General features: G+C 51.5%; 20 protein-coding genes and 5 tRNA genes. 2 read left to right on the top strand and 23 right to left on the bottom strand.

Translation table 11 applies throughout. From position 1 onward, the window contains the following. Positions 1–4: 4 nt before the first annotated feature. The 10 genes from nusG to pyrF all read right to left on the bottom strand — a co-directional run bounded on the left by nusG (position 5) and on the right by pyrF (position 4,619). Positions 5–538, bottom strand: coding sequence for a transcription termination/antitermination protein NusG (nusG, locus tag B9G79_RS04340; RefSeq protein ID WP_088564462.1), 534 nt, complete (start codon positions 536–538; stop codon positions 5–7). A 10-nt stretch (positions 539–548) separates the two neighbouring features. Next, a complete protein-coding gene (gene secE / locus B9G79_RS04335) occupies positions 549–926 on the bottom strand; it encodes a preprotein translocase subunit SecE (protein WP_088564461.1) in 378 nt (125 codons plus the stop codon). 32 nt (positions 927–958) lie between these two features. Then, positions 959–1,034: transfer RNA gene (locus B9G79_RS04330), tRNA-Trp, on the bottom strand. Positions 1,035–1,277: 243 nt separating this feature from the next. Further along, positions 1,278–2,468 (bottom strand): elongation factor Tu, encoded by a 1,191-nt coding sequence (tuf, locus tag B9G79_RS04325; RefSeq protein ID WP_015092020.1) that lies wholly within the window; start codon positions 2,466–2,468, stop codon positions 1,278–1,280. 59 nt (positions 2,469–2,527) lie between these two features. After that, positions 2,528–2,602: transfer RNA gene (locus B9G79_RS04320), tRNA-Thr, on the bottom strand. Positions 2,603–2,617: 15 nt separating this feature from the next. After that, positions 2,618–2,694 (bottom strand) — tRNA-Gly (locus B9G79_RS04315). Between the two features lie 72 nt (positions 2,695–2,766). Continuing rightward, positions 2,767–2,852 (bottom strand) — tRNA-Tyr (locus B9G79_RS04310). A 27-nt stretch (positions 2,853–2,879) separates the two neighbouring features. Then, positions 2,880–2,955, bottom strand: a tRNA-Thr gene (locus B9G79_RS04305). Positions 2,956–3,022: 67 nt separating this feature from the next. After that, entirely contained in the window at positions 3,023–3,913 is an 891-nt protein-coding gene (locus B9G79_RS04300) for a TrmH family RNA methyltransferase (RefSeq protein WP_088564460.1), read from the bottom strand. Then, the gene (gene pyrF / locus B9G79_RS04295) at positions 3,900–4,619 is read right to left on the bottom strand and encodes an orotidine-5'-phosphate decarboxylase (RefSeq protein WP_088564459.1); all 720 of its coding nucleotides are present in this window, start codon (positions 4,617–4,619) and stop codon (positions 3,900–3,902) included. Before pyrF ends, B9G79_RS04300 begins: the two co-directional genes overlap by 14 nt. A gap of 147 nt (positions 4,620–4,766) precedes the next feature. Here pyrF and B9G79_RS04290 point away from each other — a divergent pair, with 147 nt between their 5' ends. Both B9G79_RS04290 and B9G79_RS04285 read left to right on the top strand, forming a co-directional pair. Then, the gene (locus B9G79_RS04290; protein WP_011165370.1) at positions 4,767–5,006 is read left to right on the top strand and encodes a hypothetical protein; all 240 of its coding nucleotides are present in this window, start codon (positions 4,767–4,769) and stop codon (positions 5,004–5,006) included. Between the two features lie 117 nt (positions 5,007–5,123). Further along, complete coding sequence (locus B9G79_RS04285) at positions 5,124–7,055, top strand: acetyl-CoA hydrolase/transferase C-terminal domain-containing protein (protein WP_088564458.1); 1,932 nt, start codon at positions 5,124–5,126, stop codon at positions 7,053–7,055. On the opposite strand, the gene B9G79_RS04280 is transcribed toward B9G79_RS04285, so the two are convergent. From B9G79_RS04280 to B9G79_RS04215, 13 genes are all read right to left on the bottom strand, one after another. Then, complete coding sequence (locus tag B9G79_RS04280) at positions 7,024–7,461, bottom strand: HAMP domain-containing protein (protein ID WP_088564457.1); 438 nt, start codon at positions 7,459–7,461, stop codon at positions 7,024–7,026. The two genes, B9G79_RS04285 and B9G79_RS04280, sit on opposite strands and share 32 nt — an antisense overlap. A gap of 102 nt (positions 7,462–7,563) precedes the next feature. Further along, the gene (locus B9G79_RS04275) at positions 7,564–8,421 is read right to left on the bottom strand and encodes an alpha/beta hydrolase-fold protein (RefSeq protein WP_088564456.1); all 858 of its coding nucleotides are present in this window, start codon (positions 8,419–8,421) and stop codon (positions 7,564–7,566) included. A gap of 409 nt (positions 8,422–8,830) precedes the next feature. Beyond that, positions 8,831–9,844, bottom strand: coding sequence for a hypothetical protein (locus B9G79_RS04265; protein ID WP_088564454.1), 1,014 nt, complete (start codon positions 9,842–9,844; stop codon positions 8,831–8,833). Positions 9,845–10,016: 172 nt separating this feature from the next. Next, positions 10,017–11,018 (bottom strand): phosphoribosylformylglycinamidine cyclo-ligase, encoded by a 1,002-nt coding sequence (gene purM / locus B9G79_RS04260; RefSeq protein ID WP_088564453.1) that lies wholly within the window; start codon positions 11,016–11,018, stop codon positions 10,017–10,019. An 11-nt stretch (positions 11,019–11,029) separates the two neighbouring features. Next, a complete protein-coding gene (purH, locus tag B9G79_RS04255; RefSeq protein WP_088564452.1) occupies positions 11,030–12,553 on the bottom strand; it encodes a bifunctional phosphoribosylaminoimidazolecarboxamide formyltransferase/IMP cyclohydrolase in 1,524 nt (507 codons plus the stop codon). Then, positions 12,550–13,296, bottom strand: coding sequence for a phosphoribosylformylglycinamidine synthase subunit PurQ (locus B9G79_RS04250; RefSeq protein ID WP_088564451.1), 747 nt, complete (start codon positions 13,294–13,296; stop codon positions 12,550–12,552). Before B9G79_RS04250 ends, purH begins: the two co-directional genes overlap by 4 nt. After that, positions 13,280–16,309 (bottom strand): phosphoribosylformylglycinamidine synthase subunit PurL, encoded by a 3,030-nt coding sequence (locus B9G79_RS04245; RefSeq protein WP_088564450.1) that lies wholly within the window; start codon positions 16,307–16,309, stop codon positions 13,280–13,282. The genes B9G79_RS04250 and B9G79_RS04245 overlap by 17 nt, the downstream gene beginning before the upstream one ends. 2 nt (positions 16,310–16,311) lie before the next feature. After that, positions 16,312–16,923, bottom strand: a complete 612-nt coding sequence (gene purN, locus B9G79_RS04240; RefSeq protein WP_088564449.1) for a phosphoribosylglycinamide formyltransferase — start codon at positions 16,921–16,923, stop codon at positions 16,312–16,314. Beyond that, positions 16,920–18,158, bottom strand: a complete 1,239-nt coding sequence (purD, locus tag B9G79_RS04235) for a phosphoribosylamine--glycine ligase (RefSeq protein WP_088564448.1) — start codon at positions 18,156–18,158, stop codon at positions 16,920–16,922. The genes purN and purD overlap by 4 nt, the downstream gene beginning before the upstream one ends. Next, positions 18,155–19,189 carry a phosphoribosylaminoimidazolesuccinocarboxamide synthase gene (locus B9G79_RS04230; protein WP_088564447.1) on the bottom strand — a complete coding sequence of 345 codons (1,035 nt, stop codon included), beginning with the start codon at positions 19,187–19,189 and terminating at the stop codon, positions 18,155–18,157. The genes purD and B9G79_RS04230 overlap by 4 nt, the downstream gene beginning before the upstream one ends. Beyond that, a complete protein-coding gene (locus tag B9G79_RS18540) occupies positions 19,186–19,899 on the bottom strand; it encodes an AIR carboxylase family protein (RefSeq protein WP_088564446.1) in 714 nt (237 codons plus the stop codon). Before B9G79_RS18540 ends, B9G79_RS04230 begins: the two co-directional genes overlap by 4 nt. Further along, positions 19,896–21,335, bottom strand: coding sequence for an amidophosphoribosyltransferase (gene purF / locus B9G79_RS04220; protein ID WP_088564445.1), 1,440 nt, complete (start codon positions 21,333–21,335; stop codon positions 19,896–19,898). The genes B9G79_RS18540 and purF overlap by 4 nt, the downstream gene beginning before the upstream one ends. Positions 21,336–21,642: 307 nt before the next feature. Next, entirely contained in the window at positions 21,643–23,103 is a 1,461-nt protein-coding gene (locus tag B9G79_RS04215) for a hypothetical protein (RefSeq protein WP_088564444.1), read from the bottom strand.

The following is a 23,103-nucleotide window of genomic DNA, read 5'->3' as shown; positions in this document are numbered from 1 at the left end:
CTGGTTATGGTTTTTCTACTTGAATGTAGTCCAACTCAACTGGAGTCGGACGACCGAAGATGCTCACAAGAACTTTAAGCTTCGCTTTGTCCTCGTTCACTTCTTCTACAGTTCCCTGGAAGTTGGAGAATGGACCGTCGATAACAGTCACGTTCTCACCCACAGCGAACTTCACTTTCGGTCTTGGTTTTTCAGCAACGCCAGCCATTTGCTGGGTTACGCGAAGAACTTCAGCCTCCGGAACTTCCGGAGGACGGGTTTTAGTGCCGCCCACGAAGCCCGTGACTTTAGACGAATTACGTACCAAATGCCAAGTCTCATCATTCAAAAACATCTGAACGAAGATATAACCCGGGAAAAATTTACGTGATTTGGTCTGTTTTTGACCTTTTACCAGCTCCACTACGCTTTCCGCAGGGATCAGGATTTCGCCAAAGAATTCTTCCATTTTGGAAGATTTGATCTTTTCTTCGATGGCTTTTTTAGCTGTGTTTTCACAGCTGGTCTGAACGTTAACGATGTACCACTTTTTTTCCATGGTTCCGTCCTTACTTCATAAGAAAGTTGATTAAGAAGCCAGAGATCAGATCGAAGGAACTGATGATAACACTGGAGATAAGAACCATAACCACGCAAGCGATGGTCATAGCCGTTGTGTCCTTGCGGGAAGGCCAAACAACTTTACGGATCTCAGAAACAACCTCTTCACCCCAAGTGTGAACGCGTGGGTTGAACTGAAGAGCGGCAAACAACGCGAAACCTGCCAAAACAGGGATCCCGTGGCGAACCATATCAGAGTCAGCAGCACGAGCCACAACACCGAATGCGCCAGCGAATGCCTTGATTAGAAGAGAGACGGTCAAACCGACCAAGATACCTGCAAGTGCAAAGCTGATAGTCAAAATCTTAGAGTTGGCCTTTTCCATTATTCCTCATCCTAAAGTTATGGAGTCAAAATTGGCAGGGGCGGAGGGATTCGAACCCACGACCTAACGATTTGGAGTCGTTCGCTCTACCGCTGGAGCTACACCCCTGCACTTTTTCCTAATGACAACTGACCCATCGACTGCGCTGCTTCCTCGTCGGCGTACCCCGGTACGCTTTCCTCGGCGCGCCTTGCGCTGGATCATTTCTCATTAGGAAAAACCTATTGAGACTACAAAAACCTCAAAAAATAGACTTTTCAGACCTTTTTTTGAGAATGCCAAGAAACACCGAGGGGGACTCTTTTGTCAAGAAGTCCCCCGGGTGATTATTACTTAGCTTACGCTGCGTTATTACTCAAGGATTTCAGTAACAACACCAGCTCCAACTGTACGACCGCCTTCACGGATCGCGAAGCGAAGCTCTTTTTCCATAGCGATAGGAGCGATAAGTTCAACAGAAACTTCGATCTTATCACCAGGCATAACCATTTCAGTTCCAGCTTTCAAAGTACAAACGCCAGTAACGTCTGTAGTACGGAAGTAGAACTGAGGACGGTACCCGTTGAAGAATGGAGTGTGACGTCCGCCTTCTTCTTTAGTCAGGATGTACGCTTCAGCTTTGAACTTTTTGTGTGGTTTAACTGTACCTGGTTTAACAAGTACTTGGCCACGTTCAACGTCTTCTTTTTTAGTACCACGAAGAAGAACACCGCAGTTGTCCCCTGCTTGACCTTCGTCAAGAAGTTTACGGAACATCTCGATACCAGTTACAGTAGTTTTTTGAGTTGGGCGGATACCAACGATTTCGATCTCGTCACCAACTTTAACGATACCACGCTCTACACGGCCAGTAACAACTGTACCACGACCAGAGATAGAGAATACGTCCTCTACTGGCATCAAGAATGTTTTATCTACTGCACGAACTGGAGCTGGGATGTAAGTATCGCAAGCATCCATCAATTTCATGATAGCTGGACGACCGATTTCAGATTGATCGCCTTCAAGAGCTTTCAATGCAGAACCTTTAACAACTGGGATGTCATCGCCAGGGAATTCGTATTTAGACAGAAGTTCACGAACTTCAAGCTCAACTAGCTCAAGAAGTTCTTTATCGTCAACCATGTCAACTTTGTTCATGAATACAACTAGAGCAGGAACACCTACTTGACGTGCAAGAAGGATGTGCTCACGAGTTTGTGGCATTGGACCGTCAGCAGAAGAAACTACCAAGATAGCTCCGTCCATTTGAGCAGCACCAGTGATCATGTTTTTTACGTAGTCAGCGTGACCTGGGCAGTCAACGTGAGCGTAGTGACGGTTGTCAGTTTCGTACTCAACGTGAGTAGTGGAGATCGTGATACCACGAGCTTTCTCTTCTGGAGACTTATCGATTTGATCGTAAGCCATTGCTTGAGCTTTACCAGCTGCTGCAAGAGTAGTAGTGATAGCAGCAGTCAAAGTGGTTTTACCATGATCGACGTGACCGATAGTGCCGATATTTACGTGCGGTTTATTACGTGTAAATTTCTCTTTAGACATTATTCCTCCTGCAGAGATTTTTTATTTATCTTAACCTTAAAAATTAAAAGCCAATTAAGTGGAGCCCATGATCGGAGCCGAACCGACGACCTCACCCTTACCAAGGGTGTGCTCTACCACTGAGCTACATGGGCATTAGTTCTGAAATTTGGAGCGGGAAACGGGTCTCGAACCCGCAACCCTCTGCTTGGAAGGCAGATACTCTAGCCAATTGAGCTATTCCCGCCCTTTCAGAACGCCCGAAGAGAATTTCTTCTCTTCTGTTTCAAAACTTTTCCGGGAAAACATTCAAAAAAAATGGTGGGCAGGGAAGGATTCGAACCTTCGTAGACATAAGCCAACGGATTTACAGTCCGTCCCCTTTAGCCACTCGGGCACCTACCCACTTGTGAATGCTTACCCAGAAAAATTTGGAGCTGGTTATGGGACTCGAACCCGCAACCTGCTGATTACAAATCAGCTGCTCTACCAATTGAGCTAAACCAGCCTTACTGAGATAACCGAAATGTTGTACGGAGAAAAAGAACGTCCGTCAAAGATAATTATTCGACAGATTACGATTTTTTTCGATTTCCGCGCGGCGCATGCTGTCTAAGGGTCTCAGTTAATGCCATGGCTGTCGCCACAGAGGCATTATAACTCGCCGAAGAACTAGCTTGCGGTATGAAGACCAATTCATCACAAAGGCGCTCCGTTGTCACTCTCATTCCTTTGTCTTCTGAACCAATTGCCCAAACCACCTTGTCCGGAAGCTCTAATTCGAAAATAGATCGCTTTCCACGCGGACTTAAACCATAGATCCAATAACCCTGTTTTTTAAGTTCTTCCGCATAGTTAGCAAAGTTCGTAGTCTCTTCAACCGGAACATGCTCCACGCCCCCGCAAGCCACTTTATGTACCGTAGGCGTCAAACCCACCGCGCGGTCTTCCGGAATCAGAACCCCTTGCGCCCCCACCAGCCAGGAGGTTCTGAGGATCGCTCCCAGATTATGAGGGTCTTCAATACCATCCAGAATCAGAACCATGGATTTATCCAGGCCTTCCAGACTAGCCATATCAAATTCCGGAGCGCCCTCGACAAAGATAGCGGCTCCCTGCTGGGACGGACCGAATTTTTCCAGCGCAGCTTCGGCCTTCAATTCAACTTTGATATGGTTTTTCATCGCCAGTTCGTTCATTTCACGCAGATCGCCTGAATTTTCAAAGCCCTGACGAATCCAGAAGCCCTTCACCTGCTTCGGACGCACTTTCAGCACCTCATTGATCGCATGCGTGCCGATCACCACACGCCAGTCACGCGGGATCTGATTTTCACGAGGAGCATGAGCCTGGGGACGGCCCCCTTGCGGACGACCGCCTTGAGCACGGCCCTGCTGCGGGCGACCACCCTGCTGAGGACGTTGAGAGTTGTTTCTGCCAGACGGACGAGAGTTATTTTTCTTCATACATTGCCATCACAAAATCAGTGGCAGCTTCCTTGATGTTGGAAGCTTCCAGAATAGGGCGACCCACGACCAGCGCCGAAGCTCCTGCACGAAGAGCTTCTTTGGGTCCCATGATACGTTTTTGATCGCCGGAATCCTGCATACTAAAGCGAATTCCCGGAGTGACAAGGTAAAGATCGCGGTTTTGTAAAAGGTCCAATTCGTGAGGGGAACACACGACACCGGACAAACCCGAATCCTTCACCAAAGCCGCCAGCTCCGTCACGTGCTGGGCAATCGGTTGAGATTTCATATTCACCGGCAGCGAATTCTGATCCCAGGAAGTCAGAATCGTCACGGCCAGAATGCGGAACGGACGCTGCTGGTTCAGCTCTTTTTCCACCGCTGCCATGCGGGTCAGAGCCTCTTTGCCACTCAGGGCATGCACCGTCACCAGAGACGCCCCGGCCTCGAAACTGGCACGAACTGCGGCCTCCATCGTCGAGGGAATGTCGAAGTGTTTGTTATCCAGAAAAACCGGCGCTCTTTGCGCCATTTCCTTCACGAAATCCATTCCATAACGCAGACACAGGCGCGGCCCCAGCTTGATGCCCCCGACGATATCTGAAACATCGTCGGCAATTTTCAGGGCTTTGTCGCGGGTATCCACATCCAGAGCCAGAATAATCGGATTTTTCATGGGGTGAGCACGCAGATTTTTGTTCATGGAAACTCCTGGGAAGACGAACCCATCATAAATGCAATCCCCGATTATGTAAAAATTATTCCTGCGGCATCAAAGATTGTCTTTCATGTCCTGCGTTAGTAGGTTCGCCCCGAAATCAGAATTCATTAACTCAAAAGGAGATTTATCATGAAAGCTCTTCTTATCGCATTGGCCATCGTTGGCGCTGCTTCCTCTTCCCAGGCTGCTCTTTCCTGCGGTCAATTGGTTTCCTACAAAGCCAAACTTGCTGAAGAAATGAACTGGATCCGCGAAAAAATGAGAAGCACAAGAAACTCTGACACTCTTGAGCTTTACATGGACCAGTATGAAGAGCTTTATGCTCGTTATCAGAACGCTGATAAAGCGATCAAAAACGAATGCCAGTAATTCGTTAAAGAAACAAAGCAGGCTGCCCCGAAAAGGCAGCCTCTTTTTTTTGCCGTTTAAAATACAAATTCGCCATTTAAGACTTTGCACTTGGCTGCCCCGGGTTTTCAATAGGGTATGGACCAGAAACCCCGTCAGTTCCATTCATTTGAAACGGCTGTGGATGCGCTCCTGAACACTTTGGGACCGGTTATCCGCGTGGCTGCTCCGCTGGGTCTTGGCAAACCCAATCAGTTGATCAATCTGCTGTACAACCGGGTCAAAGACCTGCCTGACCGCCGTCTGGAAATCTACACCGCTCTTTCACTGGATATTCCCTCTCCACAAAGCGATCTGGAACGACGATTCCTGTCCCCTTTTCTGGATCGTCACTTCGGACCTGATTATCCCGTGTTTGAGTACCTGAAAGACCGCCGGCATGGCGAGCTTCCCGGCAATGTCCGCATTCATGAGTTTTACTTTCAGGCCGGCCAGGCCCTGCACGCGGACTCTGCGCAGCAGGATTACGTCAGCCTGAATTACACTCACGTGGCCTCGTACCTGGTCGAATGCAATATCGAAGTGGTGCTGCAACTGGTGGCCTGCCGCCAGACAGATCAGGGCCCGCGCTACAGCCTGAGCTGCAATCCCGATCTGACCCTGGATGTGATAGATCAATACCGCAAGGCCGAAAAAAAAATCCTGCTGCTGGGAGTGGTCCACCCCGAACTGCCTTTTCTGGGGACGGATGCCGAAGTCGGTCCCGATTACTTTGACATGATTGTCGAGGACCCCCGTCAACACCGCAAACTTTTTGCCCTGCCGCGGACTCCGGTGGACTGGACAGATCATCTGATCGGCTTTTTAGCCAGTCATCTGCTGGAAGATGACGGCACCCTGCAAATAGGCATCGGCTCTTTGTCAGAGGCACTGGTGTACTCTGCCTGTCTTCGTCATCAAAAAGGCGCCGATTATGAAGTGCTGTCGGAAAAATTCTGGCAACACCGCCGGCACGCACGTGAACTGCACCTGTATCGCACGCCCTTCGAAAAAGGCCTGTACGGCACCAGCGAAATGGTCATGGACGGTTTTATGAATCTGCGCAAAGCCGGGATTTTAAAACGTCAGGTACAGGAGCCAGTTTCAAAACAAAAACGTTATCTGCATGGGGCTTTCTTTCTGGGATCCAGCGAACTGTACAAATGGTTGCGCCATCTGGAGGGCGAGGAATTTGACGGTCTGAACATGACCCGCGTGTCCATCGTCAATGATCTTTATGATGGCAACGAACTGGCCCTGCGACGTCAGCGGCGCAAAGCCCGGTTCTTTAACACCTGTATGAACGTAACCCTGCTGGGCTCGGCCGCTTCAGACACTCTGGAAAGCGGCACCGTCGTCAGTGGCGTCGGGGGGCAGTATAACTTTGTGGCCATGGCCCACGAACTGGAAGGAGCCCATTCCGTGCTGATGCTGCGATCCACACGGCAGCACAAGGGCCGCCGTCATTCCAATATCCTGTGGTCCCACGGACAACTGACCATCCCCCGCCACCTGCGTGACATCGTGATCACTGAATACGGCATTGCTTACCTGCGCGGCAAGACCGACGAGGAGGTCATCAAAGAACTGCTGAACATCGCCGATTCTGAGTTTCAGGAGTCTTTGAAAATCAAAGCGCAGAAAGAAGGTAAACTTCGCTCCGACTATCAAATTCCGGAGTGGGCCCGTCACAACACACCCGCAGAACTTTTAAAACAGGCCCGGGAAGCAGGCTTTGACCGGCTGTTCCCGCCCTTTGCCTTTGGCAGTGACTTTACTTTGGATGAGGAGCTGCTGGCTTTGGCCCTGGGCGAACTGCGACAGGCGCAGGAGGAATCCCTGGGAAAACTTCTGGCACTGCTGAAAAAGGGATTTAAGACAGACCCCCTGGAATATCAGGACTGCTTGAAAAGAATGGAACTGAATCGCCCCCGTGGCTTGAGGGAATGGCTCTTTCAAAAGCTGGTGCTGGGGGCCCTGGAACAAAGCAAGGGCCGCATCACTTCGGCTTTTTCTGCAGAACCACGTTGATGTCCTGGGCCAGATCCTGGAAATAATCATTTTCCCGCAGGTGAATCTCTACCGAATCAAGATTTTCATCCGCCATTCGTTTCACCGTGCGTTTGATATTAAAGAGCGGACCGACAATTCTGCGGGTCATGCGGTTGAAGTACCAAAAGCCCACCACCAACCCCAGCAACACCGGGATCAACTGATAGACCAAAAACACAGTTTTATAGCGGGAGATAAATTCCTGCACCGACATCATTGAAAAGGCACCGGTCCCGGCCAATTCCTGAATTTTTCCAATGAACAACCAAGCGGCAAACATCTGCCCCAGAAAAAGCACGGCAACAAAGACGCTGACATGCATGACCACATCAAACTGCACTTCGCGATTGACGATCAACTTGCGGCGCGGACGGAATGTTTTCATAGCCAAATTATATCCCAGCCCTGCGGGTTAAACTCGTTAAATGTCAGTATCCACCAGGGAACGTTTCTGATTGAGAAACGTCCAAAAGTTTTTCACTTCATTTCAGCGGGTGCGGCTCAGGAAAAACTGCGCCACAGCCTCACGGTTGTATTTGCAGTGCCCCCCCGCCAGGGGACTCCAGGTCGCGGACATTCCCACGGCTTGGGCGGCCTTTACAAATTCAGCCGATCCTTCCTGAAAGCCAAATTCATCCTGCAGCCCCGTGGAAACAAAGAACACCGGGCGGATCAGGCCCGAATACCGCGTCAGCAGATTGAAGGGATTGTGATTCTGCCAGTCGGCCTCGTCAGCAAAAACCTCGCGGGAAATTCCCAGCATCAAATTCACGCGCGACCGCAGCGCCTTGGTGCGAGCAATATATTTGTCGATATCAGCTTCAGAAGAATAAGGCCCGATCACGGTCAGGGCCGGGCACAACAAAGCCACTTTGGAAAAGGTCGCCGGCAACTGCAAAGAGGCCTGCGAAGCATTGAAGCCCCCCATGGATTCCCCCATCAACAGGCGGCGCCCGCTACCCAGGCCTCCGACTTGACCTTCAAGAAAAGGCATCATCTCATTCTGAAAAACCGGCAGCAGAGGGAATTTCTGATTATTGACCAGCAGCCAGATTTCACCAAAAGAGATCGTCACCACCGAAGGCTCATACCCCAACTGGGCCCAGCGCTTCAGCACCCACGAGGTGTCACGACGCTGATCAAAAAACTGCCGGGCATTCCCCCACAATCCATGAAAGTAATAAACCACGTCCTGGGTTTTCTGACGATTGCCCGTGTGAACACAATAATTATAAGAATCGCCCAAAGAAGTCGTTTGAGTGCCACAGACCGGCTGCGCCCCCGCAAATCCATTTGAAGCAAACACCACCAAAGAAAACGCCAGCATCCCTACTGCGAGTTTCATCAGTCACCTCCACACAAGAATAAGGCTCGCCGAATCGCAGCCAAAAGGCAACCCACGACCGCCACCACACTTTCTGAACCTGCCCCCCAACACCAGACAAAGGAACAACCACAACCCCAAAACGCAAAAAGCCAACCAAGGTATTACCCAGGCTGGCTCCCAAACAAAAAAAGGCCCCGCAGGGGAGCCTTTTTCAAACTTAAATATCCTCAACAAAAATTTCCAAAAACGAACTGCCTCAAAGCCCACTCCCCGTTCCCCGCCCCCAAAAACCGGGAACCAAGGTTGGTCAAAAGGGGACAGATGCAAGGCGGAGGCGACCGCCCGCAACGCAGGCGTGCTCCAAGCACGTCGGAGTGAGGACGGGCACCGACAACGCAGTCAGATGCCCCCTTTTCACCGACCGAAACTAGAACAAGTTCAGGTTGGCAGACAATGCTACGTTTGTACGGTCTGCGCGGATGTCTTTTGGTGTGAACTGTACGTTTGGATACAGGTAGATATCACGAGTGATAGAGATACCGGTACCAACAGACTGATATGGTTCCAACTGGAAGTTGTCAGCATACCCTTCGTAACGTGCAAACTGGAAGTAACCGAACACAGTTCTGAAGGAATAACGGTCGTTGAAAGTGTACTGAAGGAACGGGAACAAACCGAAGCTCATGTCAGAACGTTTGTACTTACCCGCTTTAGCTGCCGCAATCATGTTGGCGTCATCAAGATCACCAGTGTAGAAGCTCTTACCCAAAGTCAGGCTTGTACCGCCATTCCATTTGGATTGACCGAAGTTCGCAAGAACTGTCTGGCTGAAGCTTGCCGCACCAAAGGTTTTGGTCAGGTTGATAGAATCACTGTCTGTCGCATGGCTGTATTGCATGCTGGAGATCATCTGAGTGTCAAATGCGCGGTAACCACGGCTCCAGCTCAGGTATGGAGTGGAAACTTCGTAACGAGACAAAGTGCCTTTACGGCCTTTACGAGTGTCTTGAGCAGGCTTCACGATATCACCGTGAAGAGGATCCACCACAGTCACGCCCGTACCGAAGCTGATATTGTCACGCTCACCCAAACGGTAGTTGACACCAACATCACCAGACAAAGTTGTCATGGCTTCGATAGTTGCGGATGCACGGTAGTTAGGACGAACACCACTTAGAGGCTCTTCAACAGAACCGCCAGAGTAAGCCAGGCTGGATTTGAAGGACCATTTGGACTTGGAACCCAACTGCGCTCTCATGCGGGCGTCAGTGATTTCACTGTCGATGTCCTTTTCTTTTTCGTCGGCCTTTTTTAGGTCTTCCATTTTCACAGTGCTGGAATTTGTATTCACAGACGTGGTGGAAGTTTGCGCGAAACCAGAAACAGGGGCCATCAACAACCCTGTTGCCGCCAATACCAAGTAAGCATTCTTATTCATCATTTTAAACTCCGTTTGTAATGAACAGGCGACTGGTATAGCCCACTCACAGAATGTGAGTCCATATTAAAAAAAGGATATGAAAGAAAGGGCCCGGTGATCAGGATTTAGACAGGGACCTTTAAAGCTAAAAAGGCCGTCTCTGCCAATATAGGCGTGGCAGAGACGGCAAGCCCTAGTGACGCGCGGGGGCGATTTGACCTGTGCCTTTTTGTACGGAGCCTAAGCGCCAGTGCTTCTCGCCTTGAGAGGTCAACCATGTTTGCACGGAATCAGCCTGCTCTTTCTTGATCAGCAAAACCAGTCCGACCCCCATGTTGAAGGTGCGATACAACTCTTCACCAGAAAGACCCGCACGCGGAATGATCTTGCCAAAGACCGAAACCATTTCATTCAAGGCCGGCCAGCCGGAAATATCGTAATCAAACTTTTCACTCATGCGCGGAATATTGTGAATGCCCCCGCCCGTGATATGGGAAGCCCCCACCATCGCCAGAGGGAACTGGCGGCGCAGCTCATTGACCAATTTCACGTAAATGCGGGTCGGAGTCAGAAGCTCCTGCATCAGTTCGGTTTCATCCTGGTTCACCAGCTTTCTCAGCAGAGAATATCCATTGGAATGAAATCCTGACGACGCAATCCCGATCAGCACATCCCCTTCGTTCATGTCTTTTTCATCGAAGATATCCGCCGGGCTCATTTCACCCACACTGAAACCCGCGAGGTCATATTCATTCCCCTGATACACGCCGGGCATTTCGGCCGTTTCACCGCCAATCAGCGCCATCCCGGACTGACGGCAGCCGTCAACCATTCCGGCGATCAGCTCTTCACTGACCTGGGTGTCGAGCTTTCCAAAGGCCATGTAATCCAAAAAGAACAACGGCTTTGCTCCGACACACAACAGATCATTCACACACATCGCGACCAGATCGATTCCGATGCCGTGGTGTTTGTTCAGGGCCTGGGCCAGTTTCAATTTTGTGCCCACACCGTCCGTGCAGGAGGCCAGGTACTTTTCTTCAGTCAGCTTGTAAACAGCAGCAAAGCCCCCGATGCCCTGAAGAACCTGGTCGTTGAAAGTGGTCGGCACCAGATTTTTGATTCTTTCCACGAAGGCATCGGCCTTGGTGATGTCAACTCCTGCATTTTTATAATCCAAACTCACAGTCGTCATGGCATGTTCTCCTAGTGTAAAAAGTGGCGGCGGCCGGTAAAGATCATGGAAACCCCCAGGCGATCGGCTTCGGCGATCACTTCCGGGTCCTTCACGGATCCTCCGGGTTGGATGATGGTTTTAACTCCCAACTTTGCCGATACCTGAACCGAATCAGCAAACGGGAAGAACGCGTCGGACGCCAGGACCACTTCGGAAAGATCGGTGATGCCTTTGTCAGCAAGACGCGAGCTGATCAGTTTTTCAATGCAGTCGATGCGGTTGGTCTGACCGGAGCCCATGGTCAGCAGCTCGAACTCTGGTCCGTCCTGCCGGCAAAGCGCGATGGCGTTGCTTTTCAGGTTCTTCACCACCAGCATCGCAAAAGCCGCCAGACGCTGCTGGTCCGGGCTGACTTGTTTTTGCGTGACGGTTTTCATCTGGCTTAAATCAAAAGCATCCGAGTCCTGCAGCAGCAGCCCTCCTTCGATGGAGCGCACCTGCATGGAGGGATTGGGCTTTAATGCAATTTCCATCACGCGGCAGTTCTTTTTCAGTTTTTCGCGGGCGCCGTCGGTGAAGGATGGCGCCAGAATCACCTCGACAAATTTTTCGGCAAAAAAGTTTGCGATGTCCTCTGTCACTGGAACATTCAGGGCAATGATGCCGCCGAAAGAGCTTTTCTCATCCCCTTTCCAGGCTTTTTCCAAAGCTCGCTGCGGAGTTTCGGCCACGGCCATACCGCAGGGCGTGTTATGTTTCACAACCACGGCGACGGGCAAAGCTTTGCTCCCCTGCCAGGAATGCACATCCTGCAAAGTCTTCAGGGCAAAGTCGGCATCCAGATAATTGTTGTAGGACATCTCTTTGCCCTGCAGGGATTTGGCGTGGGCCAGACCGTCAGCAAATGGATCTTTCAGCACCACGGCCTTTTGATGCGGGTTTTCCCCGTATCTTAGAGCGGCCCCGGATTTTTGCGTCAAGAAACCGGCAATGGCCATGTCATAAAAGGCCGTCATGGTGTAAACGGCAGCGGCACATTTTTGACGGAACTCCCAAGTGGTTGCGCCTTTGTTGCCGTTGAATTCTTTTAAGAAGTCACCGTACTGGGAGGGCTCGCACAACACCGTGACGGAGTGGAAGTTTTTGGCCCCTGCACGCAGCAAGGTCGGCCCCCCGATGTCGATGTTTTCAATGCACTCCTCAAACCCCGCCTGCTTTTGCAGGGTCGCGTGGAAGGGATAAAGATTCACCACCACCAGATCAATGGGTTCAATCCCCAGCTCGGCGGCCTGGTGCACATCATTTTCATCCTGACGGCGAAACAGCAGGCTTGAGGCAATTTCAAAGCTGATGGTTTTCATCCGGCCGTTGAAGGCTTCGCCTTTGCCGCTCAAAGTTTCCACCGCGGTGACTTTCAATCCGGCCTCAGTCAAAGCCTTGGCGGTGCCGCCGCTGGCAATCAGCTCGACATTTTGGGCGGCCAGGTTCTTTGCCAGCTCCAGCAAACCGGTTTTATCAGACACGCTCAACAGAGCTCGGCGGATTGGATTCATAGGTTCACTCCCATTTCCTGATTCAAATAATTCACTGCACTTTTGAAAAATTCCAGACCCCACGCTTCGCCTTCATAGGGAAGATGCCAGTCATGCACCGCCGCCTCGGGATGAGGCATCAGGGCAAAAACCAAACCCGACGGATCACAGACACCGGCAATCTGCGCCTGCGCGCCATTGACGTCTTCGGTATAACGAAGCACGGCCTGATTCTGGGTCAGCAGTCGCTGCAGAAGGCTTTCATCCCGGCAGACAAATCTGCCTTCCCCGTGACGAATCGGCAGAGCAAATCTGGCGGGAAGATTCCGGGTCCAGACGCAAGGGGATTTTTCGTTTCTTTCCACTTCGATCCAGCGGTCCACAAAATGCCCCTGCTCGTTTTTCACCAGCGCACAACTGCGCTGAAAGTCAGCGTCCGGCAACAGGCCCAGCTTGACGAGTGTCTGAAAGCCATTGCAGATGCCCAACACCGGGCGGGTTTTCACAAACTGCTGCAATTCATTTTTTAGATTCATTTCAAGCTTCAGGGCCAGCACCTGCCCGCTGCCCAGATGATCGCCGAAAGAAAAACCACCGGGAATCACCAGGGCCTGATATTCATTCAAGAGCCCTGGGTTTGCCAGCAGGTCATTGACGTGGACTTTGTCCGCTTCACCGCCAGCCAAAGAAACGGCCCTGACTGTTTCATTTTCACAGTTGATTCCGTCACCCCACAAAACCAGAAACTTAGGCTTGATAGACATTCAAAACTCCTTCAGACCAGATTTTTTGCAGTTCGGACAAGGCGGTGTTTTGTGTGATTCCCTGATGCTGCCAGCTCATCACAGGATTTTCCTGAACTTCTCCCAGCAGTCTTTGCTGACTGGTGAACAGTTCTTCAAACTGGGACTTGTCAGCAGGCTTCACACTGACCACAAACAAAGAACCCGTTTCAGACCACAGTTGATTCCAGCTCAGTGAATCCAGATTCAGCTTCATTCCCAGATTGTTGCCAAAGCCGCTTTCCGCCAAGGCCGTCATCAGACCGCCATCAGAAATATCGTGGCAAGACTGCAAAAAAGACTTCTGATGAGCCGCAAAGATGCGCAAGTAAAGATCCTTGTTCCGTTTTAAATCCGGATACTCAGGCGCTGATTCCTGCACGGTGAATTCCTGGGAAAGAACCGAAGCGTAAAGACTGTTCGTCGGTGTGCCCAATAAATAAATCAGATCCCCGGCCTTCTGGAAGAATCCCGGTGCTGTTTTCGTCGCATCCGGGACCTGTGCCATGGCCGTCACCAGCAAGGTTGGCGGCACAGATATCTTCACAGTTTCGCCACCTTTGGTTTTTCCGATGAAATCATTTTTCATACTGTCTTTGCCGCTGACAAACGGAGCCCGGTAAGCCAGAGCCGCATCGTAAAGCCCGGCACAGGCCCGCACCAACTGCGCCATCTTATGGGCCGCATCGGGGTTGGTGTTTTTGGGGGTCGGATCCGGCCAGCAGAAATTATCGACCAAGGCCATCTTCGCCGGGTCCGCCCCGGTCGCGACCAGATTGCGCACGGATTCGTCGACCGCTTTTTGCGCCATCAGATAAGTGTCATACCAGGAAAACTGCGGGCACAGTCCGTTTGAAACTGCCACCGCGTTGTTGGTGTCCCCGCCGTGCACGGACAGATCCAGAACACCGGCATCGTTGGCTCCGGACTGGGTCTTACCACCATAAGGTTTCACGCGTGTGGCCCCTTGCACTTCGTGGTCATAGTAACGAACTAAAGGTTCGCGCGAAGCCACGTTGGGATTTGCCAGAACTTTTTTAAGGGCCGCGGCAAGATCATTGCCATTCAGTGGAGCCTTACCTTCGGCGCGGAAGTATTCCTGATATTGTTTTGGTCCGTCGAAGTGGGCTTTCAGCTTCATTCGGCTTAAACCTTCATGCAGGAATTCAAGGCTGATCTTTGCCAGAGGTTCTTTGCCGTGAAAGATGTCAAAGGATCCGGAATCGGTGAATTCTCCCAGAACAAAAGCCTCAACACCCATGTGACGAGCCAGATTCATAAACTCCAGCAGGTGATTCGGGCTGACGGCATAAGACATACGCTCTTGAGATTCACTGACCAGCATTTCCCAGTATTCAAGGCCCGAGTACTTCACTGGATGCAGACCCAAATCCATGCGCGCCCCGCCCGAATACTGCGCCATTTCCCCGATCGAGGAACTGACACCCCCAGCCCCGTTGTCCGTGATGGATTGAATCCAGCCGTTGTCGCGAGCTTTCAAGGTGAAATCCAAAAGACGCTTTTGCGTGATGCTGTCACCGATTTGCACAACATTCGAGGCCACGTTGTCATGCAACGCCAAAGAACTGAAGGTCGCACCGTGCACGCCATCTTTTCCAAGGCGCCCGCCAGCCACCACAATCAGATCACCCGCGCGAATTTCTTTGGATTCGCTGCCGCGGCCGTGAACGGTCTTGGGCATCACGCCAACAGAGCCGACAAAGATCAAAGGCTTCGCGGCAAATTCACTGGCAAAACAGAAAGCACCATTGATGGTCGGAATACCGCTTTGATTGCCACCCTCTTCGACCCCCTGATGGACGCCGCGGAAGATCACACCGGGATCTTTGAGCAGCTCGGGTCTTTGCGGGGAATCTGCTTTCGGAAACAGGTTCGGGGTGGAAAGACAGAAGACATCTGTGTTGGCGACAGGTTTCGCGCCCAGGCCGCAACCCAGGATATCACGGTTCACACCCAAGATGCCCGTCAAAGCGCCGCCGAAAGGATCCAGCGCCGACGGGCTGTTATGCGTTTCGACTTTAACGCACACATTTAATTTTGAATCAAAATCGACAATACCGGCGTTGTCTTTAAAGACAGACACCAGATAACCGCAGTCATCCAGATCGCGGGTGGCTTTTTGAATATAGCTTTTGTAAAGACTGGTGATGTTCTTTTCGCCCAGGGCCGGGAAGTCGCCAGAGCTTTCTGTATAGTCCACGTCAGCGGCAAAGATCTTGTGCTTGCAGTGTTCACTCCAGGTTTGAGCCAGACATTCAAGTTCCACTTCTGTGATCTTGCCATGCCAGCCGTAGGAAGCACGCTCGGCAGCCACTTCCGGGGAACTAAAATGAGTCAGAATGGTTTGAATCTCTTCATCACTTAAAGCAAGGCCGCGTTCGTTGTTGATGCGTTGAAGAGTGTTCGCGTCCAGATTCAAAAGCTGCAACTGGGGCATGTGCTCGGAGGCCTTCCAGAAATGAGGATAAGCGGCCCAGGTGTTTTGTTTTTTCAGGGCTGCGCCCGTCTGAATTTCAAGCCTGTTTAAAAGTGGATTGGCCAGATTCTGGAACAGAACCTTTTCAATTTGCTCTTTGGAAATATCCCCACTGATTTCCATTTCCCATCCGCTGTGAACTTCCAGAGGGAACTCCTGCCAGGAAGAATTATGTTGCGCAGAAAACAGCATCAAAGCCTCGGTCGCGGTGCGAGCCATGTTGTCGGTGACTCCGGCCAGGAAACGGACTTCGACATAGGTTTTGTCGTCCTGATAGTCCATGAAACCGGTTTTCCGGGATTCTGAGATCGGATCAAAGAAGACCTTGTCCATCGCTGTCTGCAGAGGGAATTCGCGGGCGGCGCCGGATTTCTTTTCAAGCAGCCAGTACACGCGGCGCAGGTGCAGTTCGTTCACTGGGGCTTCCAGCGACAACGCCGATTTAAGAGCTTTTTCGGTGCTGTGATCATAGCGGCTGCGCACAGATATTCTTTGCATCTTTAAGTCTCCTCAAATGGGCTTGTGGGGATCTGCCCCAAAGCCACAAGTTCCAGAAATTGAGTGTAAGTTTGATGTTCCAGTTTATGAAAACGCACAGACCAGTCGGCCAGGCTTTCACCGGCTTCCAAGGTCAATCGCGACTGCATCAGGTGCGGGCCTGTGTCCATACCCTCGTCCACCAGATGCAGTGTCACGCCACTTTCATTTACGCGGTCTTCATAGGCGCGGCGGATGGAATCAACACCTGGATAGGCCGGCAGCAGCGACGGATGAATGTTCACCACTTGTGAACTCCCTCGATGCCAGGCACTGAAGGTCTGCAAAAACTCAGGACTTAACAGGCGCATGTAACCAGCCAGAAAGACCCAGTCAATGCGGTATTCACGCAGCAGGTTTAACACGCGCTGCTCGTGTTCGCGGCGATCGTTTTGTTTGGCCACTACAAAATGGCGCACAGAAAGATTTTGAGCCTTTTCCAAAACACCCGCCCCGGCTTTGTCAGAAAGGACAAAGGTGACTTCGACAGAATTCAGGGACTGCGCCTTTTTCATCAGAGCTTCGGCATTGGAGCCGGTTCCAGAGGCCAAGATCGCAATCCTGATTTTATTCATAGCCCGATATCCTGTCGCAGATACATGCCGTCAAAATTCACAGCCTGCATTTCATGATAGACCTTTTCCCGAGCCTCTTCGCGGGTGGACCCCAGGGCAGTTATGCCCAAAACACGGCCACCGACATTGACCAGTTGATCATTGATGCGGCTGACGCCGGCAAAGTACAAATGACGATCCGGGGCGGAAAGAACCTTGGCCGTGATGGGATTTCCCAGTTTCATCGGCGATCCCGGATAGCCTTCGCTGGTTGCGACAACGTGAACGGAAGATTCGGAGGCCAGTTCACATGCCTGATCTTTCAATTGATGAGTCACGGCCTTCATGATCAGATCCGCAAGGTCCGTTTTCAGGCGAGGCAAAAGGGCCTGGGTTTCCGGATCCCCCATGCGCACGTTGTATTCCAGAACGTAAATGCCTTCCGTTGTTTTCATCAAGCCCGCAAACAAAAAGCCCTGATACGGCAGGCGTTTGTCCCGCAAGCTCTTCAGAGTTTTGGCAAAAATACTGCGAATCTCCGCCTCATCCGCCTCGTTCACAAAGTCACAGGGGCTGTAGGCCCCCATGCCGCCGGTGTTGGCGCTGAAAGGATCCGACGACACACGCTTGTAGTCACAAGCCGTGCCCAGAATCACAAAGTCCTCGCCATCGCACAACGCAAAGGCGGAAAGTTCTTTTCCGATCAGACATTCTTCCAACAACAATGGAAAACCAAAATGACGTCCCAGTGTGCGCACAGCTTCTTCAGCCATATCCCAGGTGTTGCAAACCCACACGCCCTTGCCTTGAGCCAGGCCATCGGCCTTCACCACCAGGGGCTTTGTAAAGTCATGCTTTCCAACGGCCAGCAGGGCCTGGTCTTCCGAGTAAGCCACCTGACAAGCGGCGGTTTTCACGCCCGCGTCCTTCAGCACCCCTTTGCAGAAAAGTTTGGAGGATTCCAACTGCGCCACTTCCATAGAAGGCGCAAAGCATGCAATACCACGCTTTTGCAGACGCAGCTTTAAGTCCGACAGAATCAAAGCCTCCGGGCCAACCACCACCAGCGACACTCCGTTTTCGAGGCAGAACTTTTCAATGGCTTCCGGGCTTTCGCAGTTCACGCAAGACAGACCCGCCTGCTGCATTCCGGGATTTCCCGGCGCCACCCACAAGTCTGTGACCAAGGGGGAGCTTTTCAGTTTTTGCGCCAAAGCGTGCTCGCGCCCGCCCTTTCCGACAACAACCATTTTCATGCTTTTTTCTCCAGCAAAGACAAAGCCTTTTGGTGCCAGAATTTCAAGTTGATGTGTTCGTCAAAAGGACGTGGTTTGTTTAGTACGATGGCGATCTCGTTGGCCAAAGCCAGATACAGCCAGGAGCTGACTTGAATCTGTTCGACTGTTAACGGGGACGGTTTTTGCCCCAGTTCATTTTCACAGATCGACTTCCAGTCCTGGGTCTTTCTTTCTTTTGCAAGGTCTTTGGCTTTTTTAACCGCCTCGCTCCATTCAGATCCGGTGTAGATCTGACGCAGGAATTCTTTCGACAACGGCAGACCTTCATAAGTCAGACGCAATTCGTCCGGCCCGATGGAATCGACCAGGACCAGTCCCCGCTGACCGTTGTTTTCATCTGTGAATGCAAATTCAAACTTTCCATCCCACAGTTTTACCCCGAAGCTGGCAAAAAGTTTTTCCAGTTCGGCTGCCACTTCCTGGGTGCTCTTGCGCAGGGCTGCGTACTCGGCATCGTTCACCACATTCATGGCCGCCACGTCCGCTTTGGACAGGTAGCGATCGGTGGTTTCAAGTTTTGTCGACACCTCCACCAGGGCCGGCATAAAGCTGTCAGCAGAAGTGGGCACTTGAGTCAGCTCCAGATCCGCTAGATAGGCGGGATTCTTTTTCAGACGGCCTTCTAAAGAATTTCCCTGCCCCAGATGGCGGCGGAAGATCACCTCCAGCGGCACCAGACACTGGGTCGGACGACACGCATACATGGAATAGTCATAGGCATCATCTTTCCATTCCGGACGCAAAACCTTTACCGGTTGCACTTCAATGGAGGTGCGGGACCGACCGGACAGATAGTGGGAAGAAAAACCTTTGGACGACAGATGATCAAAGAACATTGAAGCCATGGCCGCCAAGGCTTCGCCTTTTTGCGGAATTTCATCCGGCATTTCACCCCAGTCAAAAATGGAATAACGATTGCTGTATTCAAAAACGATTTTGTCGTTGTTTTGATAAAGATCCTTTACGGAACCGCGATAGATCAGATTCATCGTCCTGCTCCCAAAACTTTCAGTTTATTCCATTGATTCACGAAATTGGTCACGTTGTTGGCCCCCACCCAGAATCCGCCGTGCCGGGCTTTGGCATAGAAGTCCAACGCAAGATTAGAGCTTGCCAGTTGTTCCTTTTCACACAGGAACAAATTCAAGCCTTGGGTGCGTGGCAACTCCCACGGGCTGACGATCTCCCCCAGACAGTTTTCGGCCTGAGCCGTCGTCCATTCAACCGACAATCCGGTTTGTGTCTGGATTTCATCCAGGGCTTTTTGAATCGGTGAATAGCTTTCAAGGCTGCGGTTCCAGTGCAGACACAGACGGTCTTGAGGGACCTTCGCCAGACGCACGAGGAAGTCCCCGATGGTGTTGGCATTTTCTTCAGTCACTGCGGCCACCGGAATCCCGCGCGGCATTTGCACAATGGATAAAAAGGCATCAAGCCCGGCAAAAGCCCCGTTCACGGCCACTCCGAAGACTGGCTTGTCTGTTAAAGAAGCCACAACACCCGGCAGGTGAGCGGCCAAACCTGCGCCTGCCACAAAAGCATCAGCCCCACAGGTTTTTACAACCTCGTGGACCCGGGCTGGATCACGGTGGGCCGACGCCACTTCCATTTTTACATCACCGCATTTTTCAAGGGAACGGCACAACGGACCGTACACACGCTCATCATTCGCACTGCCAAAAAGAACCTGAATTTTCATAGTTCACCACCTAAATTAATGTTCCGGGTCTTCAAAAAGTTTTCAGTTGAGACCGGAACAGGATAATCACCATCAAGACAAGCGCTGCAAAGATTCTTAAGGCCCAGGCCCTCTTGCAGCCGATTCAGAGGCAGGAAGACCAGGCCGTCGACCTCCAAAATCTTTTCCACTTCAGCTTCACTGCGTTTGTGCGCCACCAGCGATTCCCCGTCCGGGAAATCAATGCCGTAAAAACAAGGGTGGCGAATCGGAGGACAGGTGCTGGCCAGATAGACCTTTTCCGCCCCCGCATCACGAAGCAAGCGAATGATCCGCGCGGAAGTGGTCCCGCGCACAATGCTGTCATCCACCAGCAGGATTTTTTTACCTTTGATCTCGCTTTGCACCGGTGAAAGCTTCAGATTCACCATCATCTTGCGGACTTCGGGTTCGTTGACGATAAAGCTTCTTTGCACATAGCGGTTTTTGATCAGAACTTCGCGGTAAGGTTTTTCCAGCACTTCCGCCAGACGGCAGGCCGCCGCCCGCGAGGTGTCCGGCACCGGAGCCACCACATCTATATCCAGGCCCTTTTTGCGGCACTCTTCAGCCAGGATTTCCCCCAGCTTCAGGCGCACTTCATAGACCGGACGGCCGTGCCATTCGGTTTCAGAGCCCGCAAAATAGATCCATTCAAACATGCACGGACGCGGTTTCTTTTCACTCAAAACGAAGGAATGCAGATTGCGGTCCTTGTCGACAAAGACCAGCTCCCCGGGGCGCAGATCCCGCCAGTATTCATATCCCAGTCCAAAGAAAACCTGTTTTTCAGAGGCAAAGCAGTAATTGTATTTGTCGCCCTTTTTCTGTCGACCGATCAGCAAAGGCCGAATGCCATTCAAGTCGCTGAAGGCAAACATACCCTGCTCGGCCAGCATTCCGATAGAGCTGTAAGCACCCTGCACGGTTTGCAGAAGCTCTTTCACTGCTTCGGCCAGACTGGAAGGTAGATCCGGGTTGTCCTTGCGTGAAGACAGACCGACGGCCACCATGTGCATCAAAATTTCCAGATCGTTGCGCGAAAAGGTCCACCGCAGTTTTCGGTTGCGCAGATAATCCACGATTTCATCATAGTTCGTCACGTTTCCGTTATGGATCATGCCGATGCCATAGGGATAACTTAAAAAGATCGGTTGCAGGTCCTCTTTGTCGACGCTGCCGATAGTGGAATAACGTGTGTGCCCCAGAGCCATGGTGCCCTTCAGGCGCTTGCGGCGTTCGGTGGTGAAGACGTCTTCCACCAAGCCCAGATCCTTTTCCAGATGAAACTGAGAACGTTCAAAGTCATAGCTCAGAATGCCTGCGGCATCCTGCCCACGGTGCTGAAGAGCGAAGAGCGCCGGATACAATTTTTCGCCGGCCTGATCTTCACCAATGAGTCCTACAACGCCACACATGGAATGACCCCTTTAAAAAACAAAAACGGCGTCACTGGGACGCCGTTTTCTTTAATATTGATATTTGATTTTTTTTGCTGGCAGTTCGGGTGTAAAGACACACGGAGGGTGTTCGAACGGGATTTCTCTCCCGAAGAGGGTCCCTTCGATGGGGGCCTAGGTGGCGAAGAATGTCTCAAAAACACGGCAAGTGTCATGGGTCTCTCTTTACGCTGATTGGGTGGAATGCAACCAACGCTAGCGACCGTGACAGAGTTCCGTCAAGACCCCTGACAGAATCCTGACAATTCAACACATCTTGCCAAAATCAGGGCTTACACTCTTGGGCGTCGTTGTGACCGCTTTCACAGCCGAGAGCTTTCTGAATCTCGGGCTTGGCATAATAGATTCGGTTGATACGACGATTTGCATCCGGGTGACTGGAGTGACCATCAGAATGCTTCATATCCTCCATATAGGCGCGGATTTCCTCCAACTGAGGGCAGGCCTCCACAAACTGATCCATCCTGCTGTCCACCGCCTGTTGCACGTTTTCACATGCCATCCCATAGAACATGGTCTGCGAAGCAAACGCGAACTCACGTGCTTTGGCAGAATCCTGGATGCCCGAAATTTTTGAAGTCAAAGCCTGCGCGGAAATCCAGTCAGAAAAAGCTTCCTGAATATGACCGGTGCCGGTGATCTCACTGCAGTATTTGTAGCGCTCGTAATTCTTTTCAATGTTCTGACGGGAATCTTCAAAGCGGGCATCGGTGGCGTCAGTGGCTTTGGCCTCGCCGGTTTCCTCGTCGATTTCACCGCCGACTTCCGCCTTCAAGCCATCTTCGAATTCGTTGATTTCACGAAGCAAAGCATCCTTGGTCGGAATACTGACTTCAATAGACTGCGGAGACTGCAGACAGCTAATCACGTTTTTAAACGGGTTCTGCGCCATTCTGACGGCGGGATTCACTGTGGGCTGATTGGGCTTTACCACCAGACTCATAAAGTCCGGCAGTTTCGCCCCTTCCTTGCCGAAATCCATTTCCATCGCACAGGGATCGATACCATGGCCGAATTCATGGGCCAAAGTTGCAAACAAAGAAGCTTCCGGCAGGTTCATCATCTGCGGGCACACCGTGATCGTGTTGGTCTCCGAAGAATAATAAGCATTCGGAGACTCACACCCATCAGCCACCAGATCCATGTATTGGCCGTCAGTTTTGGCTTCACGATATTTTATGGCCTTCACGCGCGCGATCATATTGTCGATCTGCTTTGCATTGGCCGACGTCTTCTGCGCCTCCAGGGATTTGACAACATGGCTGCGGGCGTCCTCTACCACCTTGAGAGTGCGGGCTGTTTCTTTTTTCAGACGTTCTTTATTGCGCTGAAGCTGCTCTTTACCGCCCGCCGCTTTCTCGTCCATAAACTGGTTGGCATAAACAAATGGATCCTGCACCGCCGTTTGCGGGAATGTGCCCTTCGCACAATGTTCAGCAAAACTCAGATTGCCGATCATCGCCATATTTGGAACCTTGCGCCCGTCGCTGTCCTGATAAAGATAAAAATCCTGGGCTTTTCCGGCCAGTTTTCCACAATAGCCTTCAAAAGTGCATGACGGAGACTGAGGCGTCTCACAGACGCCACTGCGGTCGGCAGAGACCTTCAGGGTCTCGCGCATTTTCGTGATCTTATCGATCGTCTCACGCATGGCAGGACTGACAGCTTCCTGTGCCTGAAGAGATGAAGTGACAAGAACGATCGCAACGAACCCCATGAACTTCAT

The organism is Bdellovibrio bacteriovorus (assembly GCF_002208115.1).
GTDB lineage: Bacteria > Bdellovibrionota > Bdellovibrionia > Bdellovibrionales > Bdellovibrionaceae > Bdellovibrio > Bdellovibrio bacteriovorus_C.
The sequence above is the reverse complement of the archived record's forward strand: the minus strand, read 5'-3'. Positions and strand labels throughout refer to the sequence as shown.